Annotated in this window: 25 protein-coding genes and 1 riboswitch; of the genes, 12 read left to right on the forward strand and 13 right to left on the reverse strand. The window is 38.8% G+C overall.

The features are described 5' to 3' along the window. Positions 1-10: 10 nt before the first annotated feature. On the forward strand, positions 11-409 hold the full coding sequence (locus tag ACFSX4_RS13690; protein ID WP_377775847.1) for a secondary thiamine-phosphate synthase enzyme YjbQ: 399 nt from the start codon (positions 11-13) through the stop codon (positions 407-409). 54 nt (positions 410-463) lie between these two features. Here ACFSX4_RS13690 and ACFSX4_RS13695 read toward each other — a convergent pair whose 3' ends face one another. Beyond that, positions 464-847, reverse strand: coding sequence for a DUF805 domain-containing protein (locus tag ACFSX4_RS13695; RefSeq protein WP_377775848.1), 384 nt, complete (start codon positions 845-847; stop codon positions 464-466). Positions 848-859: 12 nt separating this feature from the next. Continuing rightward, positions 860-3,676 (reverse strand): AAA family ATPase, encoded by a 2,817-nt coding sequence (locus ACFSX4_RS13700; protein WP_377775849.1) that lies wholly within the window; start codon positions 3,674-3,676, stop codon positions 860-862. A 167-nt stretch (positions 3,677-3,843) separates the two neighbouring features. After that, positions 3,844-3,945, forward strand: a riboswitch (purine riboswitch). A 76-nt stretch (positions 3,946-4,021) separates the two neighbouring features. Here ACFSX4_RS13700 and ACFSX4_RS13705 point away from each other — a divergent pair. Both ACFSX4_RS13705 and ACFSX4_RS13710 read left to right on the forward strand, forming a co-directional pair. Next, positions 4,022-4,606, forward strand: coding sequence for a xanthine phosphoribosyltransferase (locus ACFSX4_RS13705; RefSeq protein ID WP_377775850.1), 585 nt, complete (start codon positions 4,022-4,024; stop codon positions 4,604-4,606). Further along, positions 4,606-5,913: a nucleobase:cation symporter-2 family protein gene (locus tag ACFSX4_RS13710; RefSeq protein WP_377775851.1), complete on the forward strand. Its 1,308-nt coding sequence runs from the start codon at positions 4,606-4,608 to the stop codon at positions 5,911-5,913. The genes ACFSX4_RS13705 and ACFSX4_RS13710 overlap by 1 nt, the downstream gene beginning before the upstream one ends. A 16-nt stretch (positions 5,914-5,929) precedes the next feature. Here the strand turns inward: ACFSX4_RS13710 and ACFSX4_RS13715 are convergent, their stop codons facing one another. Next, positions 5,930-6,679 carry a glycerophosphodiester phosphodiesterase family protein gene (locus tag ACFSX4_RS13715; protein ID WP_377775852.1) on the reverse strand — a complete coding sequence of 250 codons (750 nt, stop codon included), beginning with the start codon at positions 6,677-6,679 and terminating at the stop codon, positions 5,930-5,932. A gap of 137 nt (positions 6,680-6,816) precedes the next feature. Here ACFSX4_RS13715 and ACFSX4_RS13720 point away from each other — a divergent pair, with 137 nt between their 5' ends. Then, complete coding sequence (locus ACFSX4_RS13720) at positions 6,817-7,281, forward strand: S-ribosylhomocysteine lyase (RefSeq protein WP_377775853.1); 465 nt, start codon at positions 6,817-6,819, stop codon at positions 7,279-7,281. A 92-nt stretch (positions 7,282-7,373) separates the two neighbouring features. Next, the gene (locus tag ACFSX4_RS13725) at positions 7,374-8,240 is read left to right on the forward strand and encodes a YitT family protein (protein WP_377775854.1); all 867 of its coding nucleotides are present in this window, start codon (positions 7,374-7,376) and stop codon (positions 8,238-8,240) included. Positions 8,241-8,282: 42 nt separating this feature from the next. Here ACFSX4_RS13725 and ACFSX4_RS13730 read toward each other — a convergent pair whose 3' ends face one another. Then, a complete protein-coding gene (locus ACFSX4_RS13730) occupies positions 8,283-9,080 on the reverse strand; it encodes a carbon-nitrogen family hydrolase (protein WP_377775855.1) in 798 nt (265 codons plus the stop codon). A 20-nt stretch (positions 9,081-9,100) separates the two neighbouring features. Then, positions 9,101-10,033 carry a nucleoside hydrolase gene (locus tag ACFSX4_RS13735; protein WP_377775856.1) on the reverse strand — a complete coding sequence of 311 codons (933 nt, stop codon included), beginning with the start codon at positions 10,031-10,033 and terminating at the stop codon, positions 9,101-9,103. Positions 10,034-10,316: 283 nt separating this feature from the next. Between ACFSX4_RS13735 and ACFSX4_RS13740 the strand changes: the two genes are divergently transcribed. Next, the gene (locus ACFSX4_RS13740) at positions 10,317-10,505 is read left to right on the forward strand and encodes a hypothetical protein (RefSeq protein WP_377775857.1); all 189 of its coding nucleotides are present in this window, start codon (positions 10,317-10,319) and stop codon (positions 10,503-10,505) included. Positions 10,506-10,572: 67 nt separating this feature from the next. On the opposite strand, the gene ACFSX4_RS13745 is transcribed toward ACFSX4_RS13740, so the two are convergent. The 7 genes from ACFSX4_RS13745 to ACFSX4_RS13775 all read right to left on the reverse strand — a co-directional run bounded on the left by ACFSX4_RS13745 (position 10,573) and on the right by ACFSX4_RS13775 (position 16,787). Then, positions 10,573-10,764 (reverse strand): hypothetical protein, encoded by a 192-nt coding sequence (locus tag ACFSX4_RS13745; protein ID WP_377775858.1) that lies wholly within the window; start codon positions 10,762-10,764, stop codon positions 10,573-10,575. Positions 10,765-11,218: 454 nt separating this feature from the next. After that, the gene (locus tag ACFSX4_RS13750) at positions 11,219-12,130 is read right to left on the reverse strand and encodes a D-ribose ABC transporter substrate-binding protein (protein ID WP_377775859.1); all 912 of its coding nucleotides are present in this window, start codon (positions 12,128-12,130) and stop codon (positions 11,219-11,221) included. A gap of 18 nt (positions 12,131-12,148) precedes the next feature. Beyond that, complete coding sequence (locus tag ACFSX4_RS13755; RefSeq protein ID WP_377775860.1) at positions 12,149-13,090, reverse strand: ABC transporter permease; 942 nt, start codon at positions 13,088-13,090, stop codon at positions 12,149-12,151. After that, the gene (locus tag ACFSX4_RS13760; protein ID WP_377775861.1) at positions 13,068-14,567 is read right to left on the reverse strand and encodes a sugar ABC transporter ATP-binding protein; all 1,500 of its coding nucleotides are present in this window, start codon (positions 14,565-14,567) and stop codon (positions 13,068-13,070) included. Before ACFSX4_RS13760 ends, ACFSX4_RS13755 begins: the two co-directional genes overlap by 23 nt. Positions 14,568-14,580: 13 nt before the next feature. After that, positions 14,581-14,961, reverse strand: a complete 381-nt coding sequence (gene rbsD / locus ACFSX4_RS13765) for a D-ribose pyranase (RefSeq protein WP_377775862.1) — start codon at positions 14,959-14,961, stop codon at positions 14,581-14,583. After that, complete coding sequence (rbsK, locus tag ACFSX4_RS13770; protein WP_377775863.1) at positions 14,954-15,838, reverse strand: ribokinase; 885 nt, start codon at positions 15,836-15,838, stop codon at positions 14,954-14,956. Before rbsK ends, rbsD begins: the two co-directional genes overlap by 8 nt. 7 nt (positions 15,839-15,845) lie before the next feature. Further along, positions 15,846-16,787 carry a LacI family DNA-binding transcriptional regulator gene (locus tag ACFSX4_RS13775; protein WP_377775864.1) on the reverse strand — a complete coding sequence of 314 codons (942 nt, stop codon included), beginning with the start codon at positions 16,785-16,787 and terminating at the stop codon, positions 15,846-15,848. Positions 16,788-17,093: 306 nt separating this feature from the next. Here ACFSX4_RS13775 and ACFSX4_RS13780 point away from each other — a divergent pair, with 306 nt between their 5' ends. The 6 genes from ACFSX4_RS13780 to ACFSX4_RS13805 all read left to right on the forward strand — a co-directional run bounded on the left by ACFSX4_RS13780 (position 17,094) and on the right by ACFSX4_RS13805 (position 24,213). Then, positions 17,094-19,028 carry a beta-glucoside-specific PTS transporter subunit IIABC gene (locus tag ACFSX4_RS13780; RefSeq protein ID WP_377775865.1) on the forward strand — a complete coding sequence of 645 codons (1,935 nt, stop codon included), beginning with the start codon at positions 17,094-17,096 and terminating at the stop codon, positions 19,026-19,028. A gap of 10 nt (positions 19,029-19,038) precedes the next feature. Continuing rightward, positions 19,039-20,481, forward strand: a complete 1,443-nt coding sequence (locus ACFSX4_RS13785; RefSeq protein ID WP_377775866.1) for a 6-phospho-beta-glucosidase — start codon at positions 19,039-19,041, stop codon at positions 20,479-20,481. A gap of 198 nt (positions 20,482-20,679) precedes the next feature. After that, entirely contained in the window at positions 20,680-21,342 is a 663-nt protein-coding gene (locus tag ACFSX4_RS13790; RefSeq protein ID WP_377775867.1) for a class F sortase, read from the forward strand. Positions 21,343-21,414: 72 nt separating this feature from the next. Beyond that, the gene (locus ACFSX4_RS13795) at positions 21,415-21,996 is read left to right on the forward strand and encodes an RNA polymerase sigma factor (protein ID WP_377775868.1); all 582 of its coding nucleotides are present in this window, start codon (positions 21,415-21,417) and stop codon (positions 21,994-21,996) included. Further along, positions 21,983-22,708, forward strand: coding sequence for an anti-sigma factor domain-containing protein (locus ACFSX4_RS13800; protein ID WP_377775869.1), 726 nt, complete (start codon positions 21,983-21,985; stop codon positions 22,706-22,708). The genes ACFSX4_RS13795 and ACFSX4_RS13800 overlap by 14 nt, the downstream gene beginning before the upstream one ends. A 164-nt stretch (positions 22,709-22,872) precedes the next feature. Further along, positions 22,873-24,213 (forward strand): copper amine oxidase, encoded by a 1,341-nt coding sequence (locus ACFSX4_RS13805; RefSeq protein ID WP_377775870.1) that lies wholly within the window; start codon positions 22,873-22,875, stop codon positions 24,211-24,213. Between the two features lie 194 nt (positions 24,214-24,407). On the opposite strand, the gene ACFSX4_RS13810 is transcribed toward ACFSX4_RS13805, so the two are convergent. Further along, positions 24,408-25,769, reverse strand: coding sequence for an aldehyde dehydrogenase family protein (locus ACFSX4_RS13810; protein ID WP_377775871.1), 1,362 nt, complete (start codon positions 25,767-25,769; stop codon positions 24,408-24,410). Between the last annotated feature and the right edge of the window lie 40 nt (positions 25,770-25,809).

Consider the following 25,809-nt stretch of genomic DNA (forward strand, 5'->3'; position numbering starts at 1 on the left):
AGGGATTCGTATGTTATTTAAGTTTGAAGTGACAACACATGAAAGAAATGAATTCGTAAATATCGATTCATATGTTGAAGACGCACGACTGAAGTCAGGTATTCTGAACGGTATTATCACAGTATTCACCCCTCACACTACTGCAGGAATTACAATCAACGAAAATGCAGACCCCGATGTGGTGAAGGATCTTGTTTTCGGTATGAATCAGACATTTGATAATAAAAAAGAGTACCGTCATTTTGAAGGCAACTCTGACTCTCATATGAAATCTTCTCTGACAGGTGCAAGTGAAACGCTGATTTTAGAAGACGGCAGCATACTGTATGGTACATGGCAGAGTGTTTACTTCGCAGAATTTGACGGTCCGAGAACCCGAAAAATATTTATCAAAGTGATTGAAGGATAGTATTAAACATAAAAGTATCGTGCTCATCGTAGGCACGATACTTTTACTGGTGATTCACCTTTTTCTCTTTAATGCATCCGCCGGCAGCAGTGAAATAACGAAACCGGCGAGCTGAATTATGATAAATATGATAATAAGAAAGATACGTACAGGTTTTGACACCACTTTAATCAATAGGAGCGGCAAAAAGACAATATATAAAATAAGCTGCCACCAGCCGGAAATCCCGACATCCTGGTACCGTCTGGATGTTAAAGATATTAAAGGGATGAAGAGAGCTGCTGCAGCGGCACTGCCGATTCGGTTCAATACACCCTTCTCAGGAAAAAGCATACCTACCGCAAATCCAATACCATTAATCCAAAGAAAATCTCTTCTTGTTGTTCTGCCTTTAAATTTAAATGCCCTGTTAAAAAAATCTTTTAATGCATGAATCATGATTTCCCTCCATTAAATATTCATCTGACCCATTTCATAAATCACTTTATCCGTAATAAAATCAAAATCATCCGGCGGGACATCTTCAGACACAATATAATTTTTCTGAAGCATTAGTAACTTCTGTGTAAAGTTCCTTGCCCAGCGTCCGTTTGATTTTTCATTATCCGGCAGTGTATCATATTTTCCCGTAACAGTCATTCTAAGAAAGTCTTCATTGAAACGCCATTTACCATCTAAACTGCGGATAACAATTTCTGCCACTTCTTCTGACGAATATTCATCAAATTCAATTTTATATGGAATTCTTGATTTCAGTCCGTCGTTTGCCTCAAGAAAACGTTCCATATCATTCGTGTAACCTGCAAAAATCGTAATAAATTGATCACGGTGATTTTCAAGCGCAGTAATCAGAGTATCCACCACCTGATGACCGAAATCACGATCACTGTCATTCACCGTCAGCTGGTACGCCTCATCGATAAACAGTACCCCGCCCATAGCACGGTCAATGGCATTATTCGTATTTTTTTCAGAATGACCGATATAAGAACCGACTAAATCGCCGCGGTCTACTTCAATCAGTGTATCTTTACTCAGAATATCCAGTGCACAGAATATTTTTGAAATTAACCTTGCCACTGTTGTTTTCCCGGTCCCGGGAGGACCCGCAAACACCATATGATACGTCGACTGTTCAAAAGACATGCCGCGTTCTTCAAATAATTTATTGGCCTGCGCTTCCTTCACAAGCTGGGTGACATGTGCTTTAACATTTTCAAGACCGACCAGCCGGTTCAGTTCCTCAAGGAGTTCATTTAATGCTTTTTGAGTATCATTATCATCATTTCCGAACATATTGTCCCAGTCTTCGTCATTAATAGTCAGAAAATCCTCTTTCTCTGTCAAGCCGGTCTCCTCCACACGGTTGGACTGTTCCATGACCAGTTTTTCATTAAAATTTCTGACGAAGCGTGCATTACTGCCTTCTGTTGAGCGTCGGTAGGCTTTTGATAATTCTTTATGGTACCTGTCGTGGTCAAATTGATAGTGCTGGAGTTCCAGATCCTTAACACCAATCTCCACCAGCTGTTCCACAGTGTAATCTTCAAAGTCAAACGAATGGGGTACCCTTGATTTAAGACCTGGATTCATGTTCATGAAATCAAACATTTCTTTCGTATAGCCTGCAAAGATAATCATAATATCATCACGGTAGTCTTCCATATATTTAAGTATAGTATCCAGTGCTTCCTGCCCGTAATTAGCAGTCCCCTCTGTTGAATTCAATGTGTATGCTTCATCTACAAAAAATACACCGCCGTGTGCCGCCTTCAATTTCTCAAGTGTATTTTCCGTCGTCTTTCCAATATAACCGGATACAAGATCCTGCCTTGAAACTTCAACAAAATGATCATTTTTAAGAACACCGTTCTGTGAAAGTATTTTCCCGATTAATCTGGCTACAGTTGTTTTCCCTGTTCCCGGATTACCAAGAAACATCGAATGCAGTGATGCTTTTTTAACGGGAATTCCCTGCTCTTCTTTCTTTTTATTCACATTGGTTACATTAATAAACTTCCTTGCCGCACGTTTAACTTCATCAAGCCCGACAAGCTGATCTAAAGATGCCATAGCATCTTCTGCTGTTTCCACACTGTCTGAATACGTTTCTTTCACTTCCGTCACCCTGTCGCCCTGGTTCTGGTCATATTCAATACATTTAATATTTTCTCCGGTCACTTTCGAATCGCCGTACACTTCAGCAGTAACTGAATTTTCATCGGGTACGTTCTGTTCATCGATTTTCAAATTAGAATCCGTCACTTTAAACATTGGATTATAGCTGGATTCAAAATATTCTATATCTGCAGCTGAATCGCCTGTGAGCATCATCGTATAATTCGGTGGAATTGTCTGGTTCACCAGATGACGGGCTTTAAACGTACTACTTTCAAACAGCTCAAAGAAGCCTGAAATCGTACTTTTATCAATCACTTCAGCCCGGGACGACTTAATGTATAAGCCGTTGATATCCGAATTACTGATTACCGCTTCACTATGGTCATTAATCTCCACTCCAAAACCATTATCTCTTACCTGACGGATTTTAAATCCGTTCAGTTCCAAATTGGAATTGAACGCCCGAATTGGATTATCAATTTTGTCACCCTTGACCTCACAGTTAAATAACTTCATCCTACTGTCCGTACAAATAATATTTCTTGGGTTCACTGAATCAGTAAAATTAAATTTAGTATGCGACGCCGTTAATTCCGCGCTCTCTTTCAGCTGCATGCCGCCGAGAACAGAAGAATCTGTAACCGAGAGAACAGAGCCATCCAGACTGATTCCATTTGTATATGATGTTGTCATTTTTCCGGTACTTTTCTGAATATCCACACCGTAACCGTTCTCCGCACGGTTCAAAACTTCCGTGTCATCAATATTAATTACACCGCCGTCCACGAGAACTGGACTGATTGTTCTATCCGATCCGAGCACAGTGAGATTTTTTAAATTCAATACACCACCGGCAACATAAATCCGTTCTCCGGTATCAGATCCGGTCAAACCAAAATCAAGTGTTAAATTATCAAGTGTCAGTTCACCGTAGACAGTAATACCTGCACTCACTTTTACAATACGGTCATCTGCAGCACCTGTAAAAGTCAATGTTGAATCTTTCGGTACATTCATTCCTGCCGGCAGTGTATGGAAGCCGTTAATCCGCTTAAATTTCACATGGTCTCCAGAAGCTGCATGTGTAAATATCTCTTCCATTTTTATCTCACCCGGACCGCTGCCTACTACAATTTCTTTACCCACAATTATGCACCTTCTTCAAAGTATTGTTCATTATCTTAATATTCTTATTATACAAATAAAAACCTTTATCCGAAAGTCATCCGTTATAAACAACAAAACACCACTTAAAATATGAACTTTAAATCGTTTTCAAGTTGAAAAGTTCGTCTTTTATGTTATGATAGTAATCGTCAAATTGATAAATCACTCATATAATCTTCGGAATACGGCCGATAAGTTTCTACCAGAGTACCTTAAATACTCTGACTATGAGTACTTTGCATGTGTCACACATACATTGCTACTTCATGATGTAGTACGAGTGTTTTTATTCAATAAAATAAAAAATTACCCGAGGTGGCATGCATGGAATTATTGAAGCAGAAAATACTAAGTGAGGGAACTGCCCTTTCTGAATCAGTTTTGAAAGTGGACAACTTCCTGAATCATCAAATTGATCCTGAGTTGATGGTTGAAATCGGAAAAGAATTTAAAAACTATTTTTCAGATAAAAATATCACTAAAATTCTCACACTGGAATCATCCGGTATTGCACCGAGTGTAATGGCTGGACTTGAACTGGGTGTCCCTGTCGTTTTTGCCCGTAAAAGAAAATCACTCACGTTAAATGAAGACCTTCTTACTGCAGAAGTATATTCATACACAAAACAGGAAACATCCAATATTGCGGTCGCAGGAAAATTCCTGAAAAAAGATGATAACGTTCTGATTATTGATGACTTCCTAGCTAACGGCGAAGCTGCAAATGCACTGATTAATGTAGTTAATCAGGCTGGGGCAAATATTTCAGGTATCGGCATTGTGATTGAGAAAGCTTTCCAAAAAGGCGGTACTGCACTTAGAGAAGAAAATTACGATGTTTACTCTCTTGCACGTATTGAATCTCTCGAAAACGGAGAAATCAAATTTCTTTCGGAGGCTGTTCAATAATGCAGATGTCGAAACCGAAGCAGTTATCACTGGGATTTCAGCACGTTCTCGCGATGTATGCAGGTGCGGTTGTCGTACCATTAATCGTCGGCGCAGCCATTGGTCTGACACCGGCACAACTGACTTATTTAATCTCTATTGATATTATGATGTGCGGTATCGCTACACTCCTCCAGGTATGGAGCAACCGCTTTTCAGGTATCGGACTTCCTGTAGTGCTCGGCTGTACTTTTACTGCTGTCACACCGATGATTGTCATTGGGAACACCTACGGAATCCCTTCAATTTACGGTGCAATTATTGTGACCGGTATTTTTGTACTGTTGATTGCCACATTCTTCAGTAAGCTCGTAAGGTTTTTCCCGCCGGTTGTTACTGGGACAGTTGTCACTACTATCGGTATCACACTCGTTCCTGTTGCCATGAATGATATCGCAGGCGGAATGGGGAGCCCGGATTATGGTTCTGCGTTAAACCTGTTTCTCGGATTCGGTACACTTGTGATTATTTTAATTCTCTTCAGATTCAGTAAAGGATTCTTAAAATCTATTGCTATTTTGACAGGTATTGTCGCAGGGACTGTTGTCAGCAGCTTTTTCGGACTCGTTGATTTCTCTGCTGTTAGAGAAGCGAGCTGGTTCCACCTTCCCCAGCTGTTTTACTTCGGTACACCGGAATTTCATTTTGTGCCGATTGCGACAATGATTTTGGTCGCAGTAGTGGGCCTTGTTGAAGCAACAGGTGTTTATTTCGCGCTCGGGGATATCTGCGATGAGGAAGTTAAAGGCAGAGACTTGAAAAAAGGATACCGTGCAGAAGGTATTGCGATCATTCTCGGCGGACTATTTAATGCTTTTCCTTATACAACTTATTCACAGAATGTCGGTCTGATTCAGCTGTCCGGTGTTAAGAGTAAGCAGATTATTTATATTGCAGGCGGGATGCTCGTCCTTCTCGGACTTGTTCCGAAAATCGGCGCTGTCACTATCGCAATCCCGACATCTGTTCTCGGAGGGGCAATGCTTGCAATGTTCGGTATGGTTGTCTCTTACGGCATTAAGATGTTAAGCCGCGTTAATTTTGATAACCAGAACAACCTTATGATTGTTGCCATTTCAATTGGTATGGGTCTAGGCGTTACTGCAGTCCCTGAATTGTTTGCAATTGTTCCGGAAAGTTTAAAAGTCATTTCCGAAAGCGGTATTGTTATCGGAAGTTTAACTGCTATTGTATTAAATATCGTATTTAATGTAAGGCCGTTGAAGAAAAAATCCACTGTGATGCATGCAGAGAATGCTGCGAATTAACATAAAAGGTCCGGTACTATAAATAGTACTCGGACCTTATTTTTAACACCATTTCCGGATAATCCGTAATAATCGCACCGACACCCATCTGAAGCAGCGGCTTAACACTCTCTTCATCATTAACAAGCCATACACGGAGAGACTCTGCAATTTCTGTCAGCTCTTCTTTTTTCTCCATCACATCGTTAAATGACAGGTGCAGTGCTTCTAAATCATGCTCCTTTATGAATGCACCCGGATTTTCCGGTACCTCTTCACTTAAATAAGCGACTCTGACTGATTCATCCAGATTCTTTAAGTTAACCAGTGTTTCAAGATTAAATGATGAAAACACAACTTGATCAATTAATTTTAAAGAAGACACAACATGATATACCTCTTCTTCAATTCCCGGATAATGTTCTGCACGTGTTTTCAGTTCGACATTAATATCGACATTTTCATCTTTATACAGCGTTAAAAACTCATTCAGCTGCGGTATTCTTTCTTTATCCCATGTATTATCATATTTCTCAAAACTTTTGTACATCTGATTAATACCAATATGCTGCATCTCATATAATTTAGTTTCTTTAATCCGGCCTGAACTACTGGTCGTACGGTCTAATGTTGTATCATGTATGACAACCACTTTTTTATCTTTTGTTAAATGTACATCGATTTCTAAGCCGTCTATCCCCATTTCCACTGCTTTTGTAAAACCAAGCATTGTATTTTCCGGATAAGTTCCTGCTGCACCTCTATGACCATAGACTTTCGTTTTCATCTCATCTCTCCTCACAATCTTAAACACTATTCCCTATATAATATCCCAAAATCATAAATACAAAACACATCTCTGTTTGAGTCCGTCGTCATAATGTTTTATCATAGAGTAAAGTATGTATCAAAAAGGAGACCATTATGAAGAAAATGAACGTTGAAAGTTTCAATCTGGATCACACAAAAGTGACTGCACCTTATATCCGTCTTGCCGGTACATCCGAAGGCGAGCATGGAGACAAAATTTTTAAATTCGATTTACGCTTCTGTCAGCCGAATAAAGAGCATATGGAAATGCCGGGACTTCACTCCATTGAACACCTGATGGCTGAAAATGTCCGCAATCATCACGACCGTGTCGTTGATATCAGCCCTATGGGCTGTCAGACAGGCTTTTACCTGTCCCTTTTAAATGAAGACAACTTCGATACAGTAAAAAATATTCTCGAGAACACTTTAAATGACGTTCTTGAAGCGACTGAAGTCCCTGCATGTAATGAAGTTCAGTGCGGATGGGCTGCAAGCCACAGCCTTGAAGGTGCGAAAGAAATTGCGAAAAAAGCACTCGCCGGCAAAGATGAATGGCATATTGTATTCAGCGAGTAATATGAAATTCGGCGGAGCATTTTAAATCTGCTCCGTTTTTTTATTCCAAATTTAAAATCCAGCTTCTGATAAATACAGAAAGAAGGTCTTTTATGAAAAAACCATTCAAATCTGTTCATATTTTCTCCATTGCCGGACGGATGATTCTCATCGTTATTGGTGCATTTATCGCGGCATACGGTCTTGAATCTGTCCTTATTCCAAACCAGGTTTCAGACGGCGGTGTCACAGGAATCAGTATTGTCGGTTCACATCACTTCAATATCCAGCTCGGCATTTTGATCGCCCTGCTTAACATCCCTTTTTTATGGCTCGGCTACAAACAAATCGGCTTGAAGTTTACAATCCTGTCCATTGTGGGTATCATGTCCCTGTCATTTTTTACATCAATTATGCACCACGTCCCTACCATTATTGACGGTGATTCACTGCTTGTCACAGTTGTCGGCGGTGTGATACTCGGTTTCGGTATGGGGATTGCGATTAGAAACGGCGGTGCACTTGACGGCATTGATATGCTTGCGGTCCTGTTATCAAAAAAACTCCCTTTTGGTACCAGTGATTTGATTCTATTCTTAAATTCTTTCGTCTTTATACTCGTTTCAACTGTTTTCGGGTTTCAGGGCGCAATCCTATCCAGTATCGCCTATTTTATCGCCTCAAAAATTGTTACTCTAATTGAAGAAGGGTTCAGTGGTTCAAAATCAGTAACGATTATGACACTTCATCCGGAACCCATTATAGAAGAAATACAGACACAACTCGGCCGGACATGTACATATAAAAAAGTGACAGGTGGATACACACACACTTCTTTTACTGAAATCACATGTATTATCAACCGTCTCGAAGAACAAAAATTGAAAGAACTGATGATTGCAATTGACCCTCATGTTTTCATGGCTGTCTATGATGTGTCGGATGTCAGAAAAGGACAGTTTATAAAGAATGATATTTAACATAAAATCTCCGGACTCATAATGAATTCGGAGGTTTCTGTTTTATAGATGTCTATATAATTCAGTTCTTCTGCTTGAGAATATAGGAATGTCTCTTCTGATACGGTCAATATAAGGCAAATCAAGGTCGGCAGAAATATTTTCTTCTGTGTCATGTCCGGCCTCACTGATGATTACGCCGAACGGATCAACGATTAGTGACTTCCCTGCAAATGTTGTACCATCACTCTGACTTCCGGAAGTATTACAGGAAACAATATAGCACTGATTCTCAATTGCGCGTGCCTTAAGCAGTGTAAGCCAGTGATCGGAGCGTTCAGCGGGCCATTCGGCGACAACAAAAATCACCTTGGCACCTGTTAATGCAAGATCCCTGAATAATTCCGGAAATCTCAAGTCATAGCAGATTAAGACACCCATCTTCTCGGACTCCAGTTCAAACACTTCTGCACGTTCCTCCCCTGCTGAAAGATATTCAGGTTCATTCAACATCGGAACCAGATGTATTTTTGAATACTCATGAACTAAACTGCCTTTTCTGTCGACAACAAAAGCAGTGTTCAGAACTTCTTCATCCTTTTTAATATTAGGAACCGAACCGGCAATAATATTCACATTATTTTCTGCTGCCAGTTTTTTTATTACATCAAGTATCGGGTAAAGATTATGTTCCGCATGCTGCCGGATATTTTCAAGGTCATAACCGGACGTCCACATTTCAGGAAGAACAACGACATCTGTTCCGGATAAGTCAGTATCATTAAACAATTCCTTAATTTTCGATATATTCTTTTTCACATCACCGTCAATTACCTTAAATTGAAATGATTTAATATTCATATATAACTCCTTTAAATTACTTAAGATTTTTGATTACCAAGTGTATCTATAAAATGCTTCACAAAACGCCCGCTGTCAACTTCCAATGAAACCTTCATGTTCGGCTGCTGACCGAGCCTGTTGGAAAAGTCTGCGATGGTCTGACCGTAACTGAGTTCTCCCGTTATTTCAACATCAGTATACACTTCACGGGTGGTAATCAGGGATTCATCCAGTACATACCCGACCGTGAGTGGATCATGCAGGGCACAGGAATTACGCCCGTATAACTCTTCTCCGTATTTTCTGTAAACATCTGTAGACTGTTTTATAAAGTCATAATATTTTGTCCCTGCCAGTGTCTCAATATCACTTAAATCCATCATCGTTTGACTTGTGACATCAAGACCAACAAGTGTAATATCCAGCCCCTTATGGAAGACAACCTTCGCCGCTTCTGCATCCGCATGAATATTAAACTCAGCCGCCGGCGTAATATTTCCCGGACAATCAACTGCACCACCCATTACAACAATTCGTTTGATCAGACCTGCAATTTCAGGTGCTTTTTTCAATGCCAGTGCTAAATTGGTTAAAGGCCCCACTAAAATAATAGTGACTTCTCCGGGATATTTATTGACACTCTCTATAATAAAGTCCGCCGCAAATAGATTTTCTTCTGTGCCTTCGACAGTCATATCATCCAGTGCATTCCCGATACCGTCTTTCCCGTGTATATGAAAGACATGCTGCGCTTCCTTTAAGTACGGCTCTGAAGCACCGGGATATACTTTAATATCCTGCCGTCCTGCGAGCTGTAACACTTTTAAAGTGTTTTTTGTTACATTTTGAAGCGGGACATTTCCGTTTACTGCCGTAATTCCTAGAATATCAAGTGCCCCGCTCTCTACTGCATACAGTATTGCCAGTGCATCATCAATCCCTGTATCTACATCTAAAATCACTTTCTCCATCTCTTTATCCCTCCTGTGTTTATTACTTAATATAACACTAAAAAAGACCGGTATACCATTAGTATAAATTTGTTCTCAGCCGGTTATTCCATCAGCGTTATTGTCACATCAACATGAAGCTCTTGAAATATACGTACCTTGGGAGAAATATAAAAAGACATAATCAAAATTGGAATAAATATATAAATTGCAAAATATTTCAAAAAAAGATGTTAAAAAAAGAGGAAAGGGAGTAATATTATACCAAGCATTGGAAGTCCACCCAAAATAAGGAGGTATTTTTATGAAATATCGTATAATCGCTTCATTACTATTTTTGGTTATATTGAGCGTCGGTGTATTTTATGTTTTGCCAAATTATATTGGGGATAATCAGATGATGAATACTTTATTAGTCGGATTCATGGCTATACTTGGTTATATTATGACCAGGTATGCACGGAATAAAGATATTAAGAAAAATAATAATTAATTATGAATCATTCTACATTAAAAAAGGGCGGGCATGGGAGCATATCAATGTCCCGGCCCGCCCAGTCTTAATTTTTTTCTAAAAGTCTATCAATACCCTTTAAAACTAAAAAAAGAGAAAAAATTGCTATTAAAATATAAACAATGGGAGCAGCATCTCCATCCAGTAAATATAGATCACGATTAATTATAATATTCGGATTTAAAAAAAGGATAATACCACTTAACACTAAAAGAACAGAGTATATATTATTTAACAAAGCAATCACCCCCTAAATTATATTTTTGATTTGTTATTAAAACGAGAGAATTAGAAATTGATTCAGGAATAGAAGTTAATATTCATTATAACAATAATTTACAAATTAATATATATAATACAGAAACACTCAGTCTTGAATAACTTTTAAAAGTGAGGATGAGAAAATGTGAAAGATAAAAATACTGTCAGTGATTTTTTCATTATTTTGATGGCCACCATGGCTGTGTTCTTAATTTTAATTGATTTTAATATAATTGGTTTTGTGATTATTCATTGTGCATTCATTATTTACGGCTGTAATATTTTTAAGAAGAATAAAGTATTAGGCTCGATTATTATATTACTAAATTTAGTATTTCTGATTTTTATAATCTTCAAATGAAAATCAGAAACTGTAATATTTGTTATACAAAAAAGGACAGTCAGCAATATGCTGTACTGTCCTCATCTTATTACTGGGATACTAATTCCAATTCTACTTTTATTTCCTCGTCAACGTCATCACCATTGATTAAACTTTCCACTGTCTCAACAGCAGTTACTCCCATTAAGTCAGGCTGTTGTGCAATAGTTGCTGAAAGTTCTCCATTTTCAACCGATGCTCTCGCATCATCTGTACCGTCAAAACCGACTACCAGAACATTATCATCTGCAGCTTCAAGCGCACCTAAAGCCATTTCGTCATTATGTGCAAAGATTGCTTCGACATTTGAGTTCGCCTGCAGAATATTCTGTGTAACATCCAATCCTTCTGAACGATTGAAGTTTGCTGTCTGACTTGTCACAATATCAAGCGCATCGTCTGCAATATTATGGAATCCCTCTCCGCGTTCACGCGTCGCACTTGCACCAGGTACACCTTCTAATTCTGCTACAACTGCACCTTCTCCAAGTTCATCAACAATAAATTGTGCAGCCATCTCTCCACCTTCAATATTATCTGAAGCAATAAACGCTGCAACCTCACCGCTGTCTACGGAACGGTCTACTGTAACAACTGGAATATCAGAACTGTTTGCTGATTCAACTGAGCCGGAGACTGCAGATGAATCTGTCGGATTGATGATCAAATAATCAACACCCTGCTGAACTAAATCTTCAATATCATTTACCTGCTTAGATGAATCGTCCTGTGCATCAACAACCCTGACCTCATATCCTCTTTCTTCCGCAGCTTCTTCAATACCATCACGCAGTGTAACGAAAAATGGATTATTCAGTGTTGAAATACTCACACCAACAACCACATCTTCATCACTGCCTTCCCCATTATCTCCGCCGCTCTCATTTTCTGATGTTGGTGAGTCCATTGAACATCCTGCAGCAAATACCAGTAATCCTAAAAACAGTAAAAATCTCTTCATTTAAAAACAACTCCTTAATTAAGATTTATTTTTTCGGTCAATTAAGACCGCAACTACTATAACTAATCCTTTAATAATCTGCTGGTAAAATGATGAGACACCAATTAAATTCAGACCATTGTTTAATACGCCGATAATCAGGACACCGATCAATGTCCCAATGATTCTCCCCTTACCTCCCATAAGTGAAGTACCTCCCAGTACAACCGCCGCAATGGCATCAAGCTCATATGAAGCACCTGCCGTCGGTTGTGCCGAGTTCAATCTTGAGGCAAGAATGATACCTGCAACTGCCGACATCAGACCTGACAGTGCGTAAATCATAATCTTAGTTCTTTTGACTTTAATCCCGGAAAGTTTCGCAGCCATTTCATTACCGCCGATTGCATATGTACGCCGGCCGAAAACAGTCTTATTTAATACAATGTACAAAATAATAAATATAACAAGCATTGTTACTGCCGGAACAGGAATACCAAAGAAATAACCTCTCCCGAACAATTGAAATATCAAACTATCGCTGAGTCCTGTAATCGGTCGTCCATCGGTGACAACCAAGGTGGCTCCTCTGTAAATCGTCATTGTTGCCAGGGTCGCGATAAACGGCGCCATTCCACCGACTGCGATTAAAAAGCCGTTAATTGCACCTGATAAAAGTCCAACAAGACAACCGAGCAGCATTGCAAATACCGGGTCAATCCCTGAAGTAATTAAGAGTGCAGTCATCGCACTGGACAATGCCAGTATAGAGCCGACACTTAAATCAATTCCCCCTGTTAAAATTACAAATGTCATCCCAAAGGCAATCAGTGCATTGATTGATACCTGCCTCAACAAGTTCATGAGATTATCAGGGGATAGAAAACTTTGATTCATTACTGTAATCACAATGATTAATATCGTTAAGCCGAGCAGCGGTAAAAAGCGGTCAACAACATCATTTAGTGTGAGTTTTTTCATTAATTTGTCCTCCTGTAGCCAATGTCATAATATTTTCCTGATCAATTTCGTTTCTATCTAGAATCCCTGTCAGTTTACCTTCAAACATGACTGCCACCCTATCACTCAATCCTATAATTTCCGGAAGTTCAGAAGAAATAAGGATGATGGACATACCACGTTCTGTCAGCTCGTTGATTAAGTAGTATATTTCACGTTTTGCACCTACATCAATTCCTCTTGTCGGTTCATCCAGAATAAGAATTTTGGGCTGACTGCCAATCCATTTTCCAATAACTACTTTCTGCTGGTTCCCCCCGGATAATTCAGTCATGACTGAATTTTTTCCTGTTTTAATATTAAGTCTCTTAATCATTAAATCAGTGTATTCTCTCTCATCCTTCCGCTTCATGAATCCAAAGTTCGAAAAGCTTTTAATGGATGGAAGTGTTAAGTTGTCCACCAGGTTGAAATCCAGGATTAATCCTTCACTCTTACGATTTTCTGTAATAAAACCAAGTCCGTTTTTAATCGCATCTACAGGCGATTTAATAGATACATTTTCATTTTCAATTTCTACAGTCTTATCACCAGGGTCAACACCAAACAGTGCGCGCATAATTTCAGTACGCCCCGCACCCATCAAACCTGCGAAGCCAAGTATCTCACCCTTTTTTAAGGAAAAGCTGATATTATTCACATTATGTTTCTTGTTCGATAAATTTGAAACTTTTAATATGTCCTCATTCACTTTTGTGTTTGAACGGTCTGGAAACTGATCCTCCAAATCGCGGCCGACCATCGCCCTCACTAATGTCTCATAATTTGTCTCATTCGTTTTTTCATACAACACACTTCTACCGTCACGAAGTACTGTAATTTCATCTGATATCTTAAATATTTCTTCCATTCTATGAGAAATATAAATGATAGAGACGCCGCTTTCTCTAAGTTCCTCAATGATTTCAAAAAGCACATCAATTTCTCTGTCTGTTAATGCAGCTGTCGGTTCATCCATAATTAAGACTTTAGTGTTCATCATCAATGCTTTCGCTATCTCAATCATCTGCTGCTGTCCGACTGAACAATCGCCTGCACGTTTTTTCAAATCAATTTTAAAGTTAAGACGTTCGAATACTTCCGTTGCTTTTTTCTTCATCACTCTGGAATTTAACAATCCGAATTTCGTTTCTTCATTACCTATAAACAAATTCTCAAGGACTGTCAGCTCCGGCCAGATATTCAATTCCTGATGAATGAAAATAATTCCGTCTTTTTCAGCGTCTTTCAAATTGTTGTACTCTATATCACTGCCGTCTCTTGTTATCTGTCCCTGATCCTTTAAATGAATTCCCGATAGAATTTTCATCAATGTTGATTTCCCGGCACCATTCTCACCCATCAATGCATGTATACTGGAATCATTTAATGTAAAGTCCACACCGGTTAACACTTTATTTGCAGCAAATGCTTTATGGATATTCTCCATTTTAATCATTGTTCATCCTCCTTTAGAAAAAGACATTGGAAACCAGAATGACGTTTGCATACGGGGTCGTCTCCCCGGTACGAATCACTGCTTTCGCACCTTTAGTTAATTCCTTAAATTCTTCATGTGTGACCTTCTCAGCTGGAATATCATTTTCTAATGTATGCAGCAATGCTTTCTCTTTTACTTCTTCAGCATATATCTGCCTCTCAATGTGCATGCTTTCTTTAATTACTTCATAAGTATCTTTAAAAGAAGGGACTCCCTGCTTTAGGGATATATCAATTTTTTTCACACCTGCAGGTACAGGCAGCCCGCAGTCACCAATCACTATGGAATCTCCGTGCCCCAAATCAGATAACACTTTAGAAATCTCACTGTTCAAAGTCACTTTTTTATACATCTGCTTTCTCCCATTCTTCTAAAGTTGGTATCCCTGTCTGTGCACCGATTTTCTTAATAGCAATAGATGACGCCTTATTGCCGGCTTCAACAGCAGTTCTCAATGAATATCCCTTATTTAAAAATGCAGCGAGCGCACCATTAAACGTATCCCCGGCTCCTGTCGTATCCACGGGATTAGTCAGTACAGCAGGTACACGAACTTCTTTCTCACCATCAAAATAAACTGCACCTTTTTCTCCCAAAGTCACAATTAATTTGTTCGGATATTTGCGGATGACCGTCTCTATGTCTTCTTTGAATAATTCTCTGCTCTCAATTTCATTCGGTGTAATCATATAACATTTCTCTAAATACTCAATTTCAATTTCTACAAACGGTGCCGGATTATAAATCAATTTAACTTGATTCTCAAAACAGAAATCAATAATGTATTTTGTTGTATCCAAAGGAATCTCATTTTGAATGACAACATAATCAGCGTTTAAAATGACATCTGTTTTATTATTAATCATTGTTGGTGTAACCATACCGTTAGTACCGGGAACAACAATGATTGAGTTATCGTTATCATAAATAGTAATGTGTGCAGTTCCACTATTTGAATCTGCAAACGTTTCCATGTTTTCGCAAAAAATATCATTATCACGCAAATTATTCTTTAGTTTATCTCCAAAACTATCTCCGCCAACTGCTCCTATAAATGATACTTCACTGCCGAGCCGCGCTGCCGCCACCGCCTGATTGGCACCCTTACCTCCAAATGCCGTTTTAAAATCTGTACCTAAAATCGTTTCACCTTTCTCCGGCATACGTGAAGCCTGTACTATAAAATCTGTTGATAAACTTCCAATAACTACAATACTCACTCGAACCATTCCTTTTTTAAGTACTTTTTCTTTGAATCAACTCTACATCAAGTATATTTCTTTTATTCTTTTCATCTTCCTGAATTAATAAAGCAAATGCCTCTTTTCCCATTTCATAAATCGGCTGTCTTACAGTTGTCAATTCAGGTGAAACCCATTTGGAAAATTCAAGATCATCAAAACCAATAATTTTAATTTCACTTGGAATATTAATATTATTTTCATTCAGAAAGCTTAATACTTCATATGCATACATATCATTGGGACAGATAATCCCGTCAAATCCTCTAAAAAATTTCACATCACTTTTATCCATTAGTGTTCTTACAGAGATACTGTCTTTTACTTCACAGTTTATCTTTAAATCATTCAGTCTTTCAGATGCACCAATGGTGCGGTTTCTGAATGAACTGTATTTTTCAGGGCCTGCAATAATCAAAATATGTTTTGCACCCTGTTCTATTAAATGATCGGCCTGAATTCTCCCTCCTTTAAAATTATCCGCTTCTACTGATACATACTTGTCATTTACTCTGTCTATCATAACAACCGGCACTTTCAGATTTTGAATACTTTTCTCCACTGTCCATGTGGCTGTGATAATACCTGCACAGTTATTCTGATGAAATATTTCTAAATACTTTTTTTCTTTATCTATATTCTGATCCGTATTCCCTAAAAGGATTCGATAGTTGTTTTCGTTAGCTGCATCTTCAATACCGCGTATCATTCTCGGGAAGTATGGGTTTGAAATATCCGGTACAAGCACACCAATGACACGTGATTTATTATTGTATAATGACCGTGCGACTTCATTCGGCACATAGTTCAATTTCCTGGCAGCATCAAGTACCTTCTTCTTTACACCGCTGCTTGCATATCCTGAATCATTTAAAGCTCTTGATACTGTTGCAACAGAGACACCGACCTCTTTTGCAATATCTTTAATTGTTGTCATTTTAATCACCCGGTCGTTGTGTAAACGTTTACATATAATATATCACAGACTATTTCTTTTCACAACAAACAATTAATACAATATCAAACCTAAAATGAAAGCGTTGACAGTCATTTGAGCTAATGCTATATTGAATTGGATAAGAAAACTAAATATCAATTCTGATAAATAGGATTGTTACCGGTGAAACGGGCAAGACCTAAATCGATGATTATTTACAGTAAATGACTGCTGTAAATATCTTTGGTTTGGGTCTTTTTATTTTGTCTCATCTATCAGTTTTCAAAAATGGAGGTGCATTAATGAATGGAATATAATCAACTTGCAAAAGAAATTATTGAACTTGTCGGCGGCAGGAAAAATGTAAACCGTGTCAGTCACTGTATCACCCGGCTTCGTTTTGTTCTTAAAGACAATAGTAAAGCAGATAAGGAAGCACTTGAAAATCACGACGGTGTTGTCACTGTAAGAATCAGCGGTGGACAGTATCAGGTAGTTATCGGCAATCATGTGCCTGATGTCTACAAAGCAGTTGTACAGGAAGGAAATTTCGAAGCAGAAAAAGACGGCGAAGAAGATGCACAGGATGAGGAGGATAAAAAAGGGCCTTTATCACAGTTTATTGATATTATTTCAAACATCTTTCTTCCTGTTCTGCCTTTCCTTATGGCTACAGGGATTATTAAAGGATTTAACTCCATGTTCCTTGCGTTCGGGTGGCTTTCTGAAACCAGTGGAACATATCAGATTCTAAATGTGATCGGCGACGGCTTCTTTACATTCCTGCCGATTTTCCTCGGCTATTGTGCGATGAAACGCTTCGGCGGCACACCGTTCCTCGGGATGGCAATCGCAGCTGCCCTGGTACATCCGAATCTTGCAGGCATCAGTGACAGTGAACCTTATATGACACTGTTCAGCGGAACTATTCTGGAATCACCGATTCAAGTATCATTTCTCGGTATTCCAATTATTTTAATGACATATACATCATCTGTAATTCCGATTATTCTGTCAGCCTATTTTGGTGCGAAAATCGAAAAATTCTTCAGCAGAGTTATTCCTCAAGTCATTAAATCTTTTATCGTTCCTATGCTGACTTTATTAGTTATTGTACCTTTAACATTTATTATTATCGGGCCGCTGTCTACATGGCTTGCACAAGGTCTCGGCGCATTAATACAGTCATCGTATGAATTAGCACCTGTAGTTGCCGGACTGGTTGTCGGCGGCTTCTGGCAGGTCCTTGTCATTTTCGGCGTACACTGGGGAATTATCCCTATTTACTACAATAATCTCGCAGTACAGGGGTTTGATATGCTGGTTGCCATGACTTTTGCCGCATCCTTCGCACAGATTGGTGCAGTGCTTGCGGTCTGGATTAAAACTAAAAACCAAAAATTGAAACGCTTAAGTTTCCCGGCTTTCATTTCCGGTTTCTTTGGTATTACAGAACCTGCCATTTACGGTGTGACATTGCCTTTAAAAACGCCGTTCGTGATGAGTTGTATCGGTTCCGCAGTCGGCGGTGCGATTATTGCTGTTACAGGCGCCGCACTATACAGTGCAGGACCTCTCGGAGTATTTAAAATACCAACTTATATTCATCCGGAACACGGCATTGACGGCGGATTTTACGGTATGCTCATCGCAATACTTATAGCTTTCGTAATCGCATTCCTGCTCACCTACTTTTTCGGTCAGATTAACAAACAGGCTGAAAAATCTGCATTAAAAGAAGACACAGATACTTTAAGTTCCGGAACAAAAACCTTATCCGCAGAAAATTTAAACAGTCCTTTAACAGGCGCTGTGATTCCACTTTCTGAAGTGCCGGATGAAGTGTTCAGCACAGGTGCTATGGGAAATGGTATCGGCATATCACCATCTGAAGGTAAAGTCTATGCCCCGGCAGACGGAACGGTGACGACATTGTTCAGAACAAAACACGCTGTCGGTATTACAACAAATCACGGTGCTGAAGTTTTAATTCACATTGGTATGGATACTGTAGAACTTGAAGGAGAACACTTCACTGCACATGTTGCTCAAGGTGATACAGTTAAGCAGGGTGATTTGCTGGTAGAGTTTGATATAACCGCAATTGAGGATGCCGGATATTCTGTCGTTACACCTGTGATTCTGACAAATACAAATGACTATGAAGAACTGGAAATTACGACAAGTAACAGTGTAACCAATGAAGATTTTATTATTATTACAAAAGAGAAAAATAATTAGGAGGATCATTATGACTGAAAACAAACAATTCCCGGAAGGGTTCTTATGGGGCGGCGCAACAGCCGCAAACCAAATTGAAGGAGCATACAAAGCTGACGGCAAAGGACTGACTAACGTTGATTTAATGCCGACAGGCAGTGACAGAATTACATTTGCCAAAGGAAACATCAACAGCCTGGATCTTCAGGATAAATACATGTATCCAAGCCATGAAGCGATTGACTTTTATCACACTTACAAAGAAGATATTAAACTGTTTGCCGAAATGGGCTTTAAAGTATTCCGTATGTCTATTTCATGGGCGCGTATTTTCCCAAATGGTGACGACAGTGAACCGAATGAAAAAGGACTTCAGTTCTATGACGACGTGTTCGACGAATTAAAAAAATACGACATTGAACCACTCGTTTCTATTGCTCATTTTGATGTGCCGGTTGAACTGATTAAAAATTACGACGGCTGGAAAAACCGTAAACTGATTGATTTCTTTGAAAAATATTCGATTACTTTATTCGAAAGATATAAAGATAAGGTTAAATACTGGATTACATTCAATGAGATTAATATGCTTCTTCACCTGTCATTTATGGGTGCAGGAATTACGATCAACGAGAATGAAGACCGTAACAGCGTCCTTTATAATGCAGCACACCATCAGCTCGTCGCGAGTGCGAAAGCTGTCAAAGCGATGAAAGAAATTATCCCTGACGGACAAATCGGCTGCATGCTTGCAGCAGGCATGTTTTATCCGTATACACCGGCGCCTGACGATATATTTAAAGCGATGGATAAGGACAGAGAATCTTATTTCTTTATCGATGTTCAGGCACGCGGAGAATATCCGGGCTACGCGAAACGTTTCTTAAAGGAGAACAATATCACACTTGATATCACTGAAGATGACAAAAAAGTATTAAAAGAAAACACTGTCGATTTCATTTCATACAGCTATTATTCCAGCCGTACAACAAGTGCAGATCCTGAAGTATTAAAAGATATGACTGCCGGAAATGTCTTTGGATCAATCAAAAACCCTTATACAGAAGTGAGTGAATGGGGATGGACTATTGATCCAAAAGGCTTCAGAATCACAACCAACCAGCTTTGGGACAGATATCAGAAACCCTTGTTTGTTGTAGAGAACGGTCTCGGTGCAGTAGATACTGTAAACCCGGACGGCAGTATCGATGATGATTACAGAATTGATTATTTGAATCAGCATTTACACGAACTTCGTGAAGCCATTGAAGACGGCTGTGAAGTCATCGGTTACACAAGCTGGGGACCGATAGACCTTGTCAGTGCATCCACAGGTGAGATGAAAAAACGCTACGGCTTTATCTATGTGGATAAAGACAATGAAGGCAACGGTACACTAAAAAGAAGCAAGAAAAAAAGTTTTGACTGGTATAAAAATGTTATCGCTACAAACGGCGGAAGTATAAAATCGTAAATTTGAATTACTTTTAATCATTTAAAATACTCACTTCAAAAGAGCAGAAATTCAATTCCAAATGAATCTCTGCTCTTTTACTTATCCCGGACCATAAAAATTAACTGTATTTTGAAGGCAGTATTAAACAAAGTAATCCATACTGACGTTTAAACCGTATATTATATAATTAATTTAACTGGAAGGTTGGGGATAATTATGAAAATTTTCTTTTCGCTTATAATTATAGTTATTATGTCATCCTGTAGTAATGAAAATTCAGATGAGCCACATGAAGCATCACCGAGAGAAAATATACAGATTTCGGACGAAAACAACAGTAATCTGGATGACAAAGACAGTAATCCGGACGAAGATAACAACGTTTCTTCTCAGGAAAATAAAACACCAGTTGACATTATAAAAGATGAGCGTAACGGGCTGATTCCTGACAGAATTGTCATTCCAGCTATTAATGTAGATGCCGACGTTCTACATTTAGGGCTTGAGGAAAATGGAGAAATGTCAGTACCGGAGTCCATTCATGAAACATCATGGTTTGAACCGGGATATAGCGTGGGTGCACCCGGCAACTCTGTTATTGCCGGACATGTTGATGACCAGGTAACACCCGGAGTGTTTTACGACCTGCATCTGCTTGAACCTGGAGATGTTATTGAAGTGTATGACAACAACAATAATATGTTAGCCTTTGAAGTCGTTGATAAGTCACTTTATAATGCAGATGATGCACCTGTTGATAAAATATTTGGATATTCACATAGAAGTAATTTAAATTTAATCACTTGTGAAGGCCCTTGGATTGATGAAATAGAGGGTACACCAAACCGATGGGTAGTTTATTCGGAGCTTATAGAATAATATAAAATTCCCTAATAAATTATTTTATACGTTATAATTATTGAAGAATAAATAATTTATGGAGCGTGGTGTATGGTACAAACTGATGAGAAACTGTATGAAATGGTAGAGCTCCGTGATAAAGAAGCCTTTAAAACACTCTATCGGAAATATGAAAAATTATTGTTTTCTTACGCTTACAAAATGACCTCTGATACCTCAATTTCAGAAGAAGTCGTGCAGGATGTTTTTATGAAAGTATGGCAGAAAAAAGGTGCATTTAAACCTGATAAAGGCCGTCTCTCTACCTGGTTGATTACACTAACAAGAAATTCTGTAGTAGATCAACTCCGAAAAAAGAAAGTTGATTTCTCAGAATATGAGGAACGTGATTCCATGACTGAATCAGACAAAAATGCTGAGTCACCTACTGAATCAAAAGTCATACAAAATGAAGATTCACATATCATTTCTACTGCACTAAAAAACTTAAGCACTGAGCAGCAGCAAATGATTGAACTATTTTATTTTAGAGCACTAACACAGTCACAAATATCAAATGAACTCAACCTTCCACTTGGAACGGTCAAAAGCAGGCTCAGGCTGGCGTTAAAACATTTGAAGAAACATATTAAAACTAATCAGGAAGGGGGCATTCAGAATGACAATGCATAACAGTCACATTAATGTTTTTGATTATTTTAATGGTCATTTAAATAAAGAAGAACGTGAAGCTTTTGAAAAGCATTTAAACGAATGCCCGGAATGCAGAGAACTTCTTGATGAGCTTCACGAATTAAATCACATATCCATCCAGGATGTTGAATTGGTTGAACCGCCAGAAGGCATGGAAGACCGGATTTTAACCTCTATTTTCGATGATGTCGATGAAAATGAAACTGCTTTACCGCAAGATAATATAGTCGAAAATACCAGAAACAAAAAAATGTTTAACCGGGGATGGATAATCGGTCTTGCAGCCGCGCTTCTTCTGTCACTCGCCGGGAATGCCTACTTTATGTTTTCAAGCAGTACACTTGATGATAATGTAATAGAAGTCATTAATATTCAATCAGAAGAACAGGAAGAAATGCATGCTGAAGTTGAACTCCATCAGCTGGATAACGGGCGTCAGGCTGTTTCAGTAGATGCCTATAATTTCACAAATTTAGAACCTGGACAAGTATATCAATTATGGCTGATTAAAGATGATGCACCTCATCGTGCAGGTACATTAGTACCAAATGACGAGGGTGAAGTCACTATTCTTTACACTCTGGGTGATGATGTAGAAGATGTCGACTGGGACCAGCTTGCTGTGACCATAGAAACTTCGCCGCACCACTCACTGCCTGAAGGTGATATTATCATGAGTTCAGAGATGTAGTACCCTTCATAAAATAACCAAATATATATTTTTAAGAGAAGTTAATTCAATTAGCTTCTCTTTTTTTCTTCTAATAAATCACACTTAATTATTTTTTTAAAATTTAGTAATCCATTTCTGAACTTCATGCGTATATCTAGTATAAAGCAAAAGGAGATGGAAATATGGACTACAAAAAATTCTTAACTTTACCACTGGTAACAACACTGCTGTTTGTAAATTCAGGTGTTGCATCAGCTGATTCACACCATGAGATGGATGAATTGAACATTCAAACCGAAGCAATTGAATTACGTACTTCACTTGATCACCTTTTAACTGAACATGCATTTTTGGCGATTGAAGTGATGAAGAATGGCGCTGACGGCTCCGAAGATTTTGAAAGCTCCGTCAATGCATTAAATGCAAATACAGAAGAATTATCTTCTGCAATTGCAGGTGTTTACGGTGAAGACGCTGGAAACTCATTTAATGAAATGTGGACGAATCATATTGGATTTTTTGTTGATTATGTCGTTGCAGTCACAGAAGAAGATGAAGCTGGACAAGAAGAAGCTTTAGAAGCACTGGGTAAATATAGAGAAGATTTTTCACAATTCCTTGAAACTGCAACCGAAGAACGTTTAGAAGCCGAAGCTTTAGCAGAAGGACTGCAAATGCATGTTGACCAATTGGTTGGTGCTTTTGATGCATATGTCATGGGAGACTATGAAACAAGCTATAATTATGAGCGTGAAGCAATTCATCATATGCTGATGGTTTCAAAAGGACTTTCCACTGCAATTACTGAACAGTTTCCTGAGGAATTCAATCATACCCAAGCAGTAACACCTGCCTCTGATTTACGAAGTGAACTTAACTACCTGTTTACTGAACATGCCGGTTTTGCTGTTATCGCAATGCAGAATGGTATTGATGGTGCTGAAGATTTCGAAGCATCAGCCATGGCATTAGATCAAAATACTGAAGACCTTACAGCTGCAGTTGAAGATGTGTACGGTCCTGAGGGTGCAGAGCAATTTAACACATTATGGAGTGATCATATCGGTTATTTCGTTGATTATGTGAACGCCACTGCAGAAGAAGATGAAGCAGGGAAAGAAGAAGCTTTAGAAAACCTCGCTGATTACCAGGATGAGTTTTCTACTTTTATGGACACTGCTACTGAAGGAAATTTCGCTAAAGACGATCTTGCAGAAGGACTCGGAATGCATGTGGATCAGTTAATCAATGCTTTCGAAGCATACAACTCAGGTGACTATGCAACTGCATACGATCTAACACGTGAGGCATATCACCACATGCTCGGACCGGCAGAAGGACTTACAAACGCAATTGTGATGCAGTACCCTGAAATGTTTGAATCTAATATGCCTGATGAGATGCCGAACACAGCTGTAAACAACGATAATAATTATTCATTAATCATATTAATAATGGCTGGTATTGTTGCTGCAGGTGCCATTGTTATTACCCAAAAAAGAAGAAACCAAAAAGTAAAATAGCTCTCTGACACAGAATATCCGTTAAAGTACCGTTCATGGGGTTGAGACATACCCACTGACTTCCAAACCCAAAACCTGCGCCGCACTTGAGAATGTTCAAGTGCGGCACAGGTTTTATTCCTTTCAGATGAAAGGTATATTCTACTTTTATATAACGCCTGATTTCAGTACATCCATAATATTGAACCTTATAATCAGCGGAGAAACCATTTGAAAATTAAATGTTTCTTTTTAGAGTACGGTGCTGTAGTCAAACGGGCACCTCCAAAGAACCATGTACGCATAACTGACTTCTGATTAGAAAAGGCCTCTATACTGTATTTACCGTGGAACTGGCCCATTCCAGAACTCCCGACACCGCCAAAAGGAATATGTTGATTAACCACCTGCAAAATCACGTCGTTAATCATTGCACCGCCTGAGGGTATGTTTGAAATAATTTCTTCTGCTTTTTTTCGCTTACCTGAAAATACATAACAGGCGAGCGGCTTTGGATTTTTCGAAATCATATCGTACATTTCATCAATTGATTCATAACCGATAACGGGCAGTATCGGACCAAATATTTCTTCCTCCATTGCTTTAGAATCAATTGATGTGATATCTAAAATTGTCGGTTCAATAAATGTCCCCGAACGTTTCCCACCGTAAGCAATATCTTTTTTATGTGCTTGAATAATACTATGCAGACGGTCTGCATGGCTCAAAGTCACAATTCTTCCGTAATCTTTTGAATGTACTGCATTTTCACCATACAGCATCTTAATCTCGGTTATCATTGCTTCTATCAGAGATTGTTTTAATTTATCTGGTACTAAACAGTAATCTGGTGCAATACAGACTTGGCCTGCATTTAAGAGTTTCCCCCATATGATTCGTTTGGCCGCCCACTTAATATCGGATGTTTCACACACGATGACCGGACTTTTACCGCCAAGCTCAAGAAGCACAGGAGTGAGATGCTTTGATGCTGACTCCATGACAATCTTCCCGACTCTCGGGCTGCCTGTAAAGAAGATAAAGTCAAAATGCTGTTCTAATAATTCCGTGGTCGTTTCTGCTCCACCTATCACAACAGACACATATTCATCAGAAAAAGCTGTATCAATGATTTCACGGATGACATTACTGATATTAGGTGTGAGTTCAGAGGGTTTTACAACTGCTGTATTCCCTGAAGCAATAGCGCCTATCAACGGTTCGAACACAGATAAAAACGGATAGTTAAACGGTCCAATAATCAAAACGGTACCATAAGGCTCATAAACTGTATAACTGCTTCTTCCGAAAAGAAAGAAAGGTGTCTTTTTCTTTACTGGTTTAATCCAACCGTCCAGGGACTTAATAGTGTCTCTGATATTTTTTTTAATAAGTCCCGTTTCTGTAAGCATTGTTTCGAATCTGCTTTTACGTAGATCACTTTCAAAAGCGCTATAAAGTTCTCTCTCATGGGTTTTAATCGCTTTTAAAAGTCCACGCAGCTGTTTTTTCCTCCATGCAGCCGGCAGTGTCTGTCCTGTTTGAAAGAAAATTCTCTGACTCTCTGTTATTGTCATAATGAACGGCCTCCCTGCCATGAAATTCTAATGATCGGTC

The sequence above is a fragment of the Corticicoccus populi genome (assembly GCF_042686195.1).
Classification (GTDB): Bacteria; Bacillota; Bacilli; order Staphylococcales; family Salinicoccaceae; genus Corticicoccus; species Corticicoccus populi.

Coding starts and splice junctions, on each gene's coding strand:
- ACFSX4_RS13710 (WP_377775851.1), top strand. CDS start 4,606: ATGCAGATGTCGAAACCGAAGCAGTTATCACTGGGATTTCAGCACGTT.
- ACFSX4_RS13755 (WP_377775860.1), bottom strand. CDS start 13,090: ATGAAAAAACTCACACTAAATGATGTTGTTGACCGCTTTTTACCGCTG.
- ACFSX4_RS13705 (WP_377775850.1), top strand. CDS start 4,022: ATGGAATTATTGAAGCAGAAAATACTAAGTGAGGGAACTGCCCTTTCT.
- ACFSX4_RS13735 (WP_377775856.1), bottom strand. CDS start 10,033: ATGGAGAAAGTGATTTTAGATGTAGATACAGGGATTGATGATGCACTG.
- ACFSX4_RS13760 (WP_377775861.1), bottom strand. CDS start 14,567: ATGATTAAAATGGAGAATATCCATAAAGCATTTGCTGCAAATAAAGTG.
- rbsK (WP_377775863.1), bottom strand. CDS start 15,838: ATGGTTCGAGTGAGTATTGTAGTTATTGGAAGTTTATCAACAGATTTT.
- ACFSX4_RS13730 (WP_377775855.1), bottom strand. CDS start 9,080: ATGAATATTAAATCATTTCAATTTAAGGTAATTGACGGTGATGTGAAA.
- ACFSX4_RS13795 (WP_377775868.1), top strand. CDS start 21,415: ATGGTACAAACTGATGAGAAACTGTATGAAATGGTAGAGCTCCGTGAT.
- ACFSX4_RS13805 (WP_377775870.1), top strand. CDS start 22,873: ATGGACTACAAAAAATTCTTAACTTTACCACTGGTAACAACACTGCTG.
- ACFSX4_RS13775 (WP_377775864.1), bottom strand. CDS start 16,787: ATGACAACAATTAAAGATATTGCAAAAGAGGTCGGTGTCTCTGTTGCA.
- ACFSX4_RS13690 (WP_377775847.1), top strand. CDS start 11: ATGTTATTTAAGTTTGAAGTGACAACACATGAAAGAAATGAATTCGTA.
- ACFSX4_RS13695 (WP_377775848.1), bottom strand. CDS start 847: ATGATTCATGCATTAAAAGATTTTTTTAACAGGGCATTTAAATTTAAA.
- ACFSX4_RS13750 (WP_377775859.1), bottom strand. CDS start 12,130: ATGAAGAGATTTTTACTGTTTTTAGGATTACTGGTATTTGCTGCAGGA.
- ACFSX4_RS13720 (WP_377775853.1), top strand. CDS start 6,817: ATGAAGAAAATGAACGTTGAAAGTTTCAATCTGGATCACACAAAAGTG.
- ACFSX4_RS13810 (WP_377775871.1), bottom strand. CDS start 25,769: ATGACAATAACAGAGAGTCAGAGAATTTTCTTTCAAACAGGACAGACA.
- ACFSX4_RS13725 (WP_377775854.1), top strand. CDS start 7,374: ATGAAAAAACCATTCAAATCTGTTCATATTTTCTCCATTGCCGGACGG.
- ACFSX4_RS13800 (WP_377775869.1), top strand. CDS start 21,983: ATGACAATGCATAACAGTCACATTAATGTTTTTGATTATTTTAATGGT.
- ACFSX4_RS13715 (WP_377775852.1), bottom strand. CDS start 6,679: ATGAAAACGAAAGTCTATGGTCATAGAGGTGCAGCAGGAACTTATCCG.
- ACFSX4_RS13780 (WP_377775865.1), top strand. CDS start 17,094: ATGGAATATAATCAACTTGCAAAAGAAATTATTGAACTTGTCGGCGGC.
- ACFSX4_RS13740 (WP_377775857.1), top strand. CDS start 10,317: ATGAAATATCGTATAATCGCTTCATTACTATTTTTGGTTATATTGAGC.
- ACFSX4_RS13785 (WP_377775866.1), top strand. CDS start 19,039: ATGACTGAAAACAAACAATTCCCGGAAGGGTTCTTATGGGGCGGCGCA.
- rbsD (WP_377775862.1), bottom strand. CDS start 14,961: ATGTATAAAAAAGTGACTTTGAACAGTGAGATTTCTAAAGTGTTATCT.
- ACFSX4_RS13790 (WP_377775867.1), top strand. CDS start 20,680: ATGAAAATTTTCTTTTCGCTTATAATTATAGTTATTATGTCATCCTGT.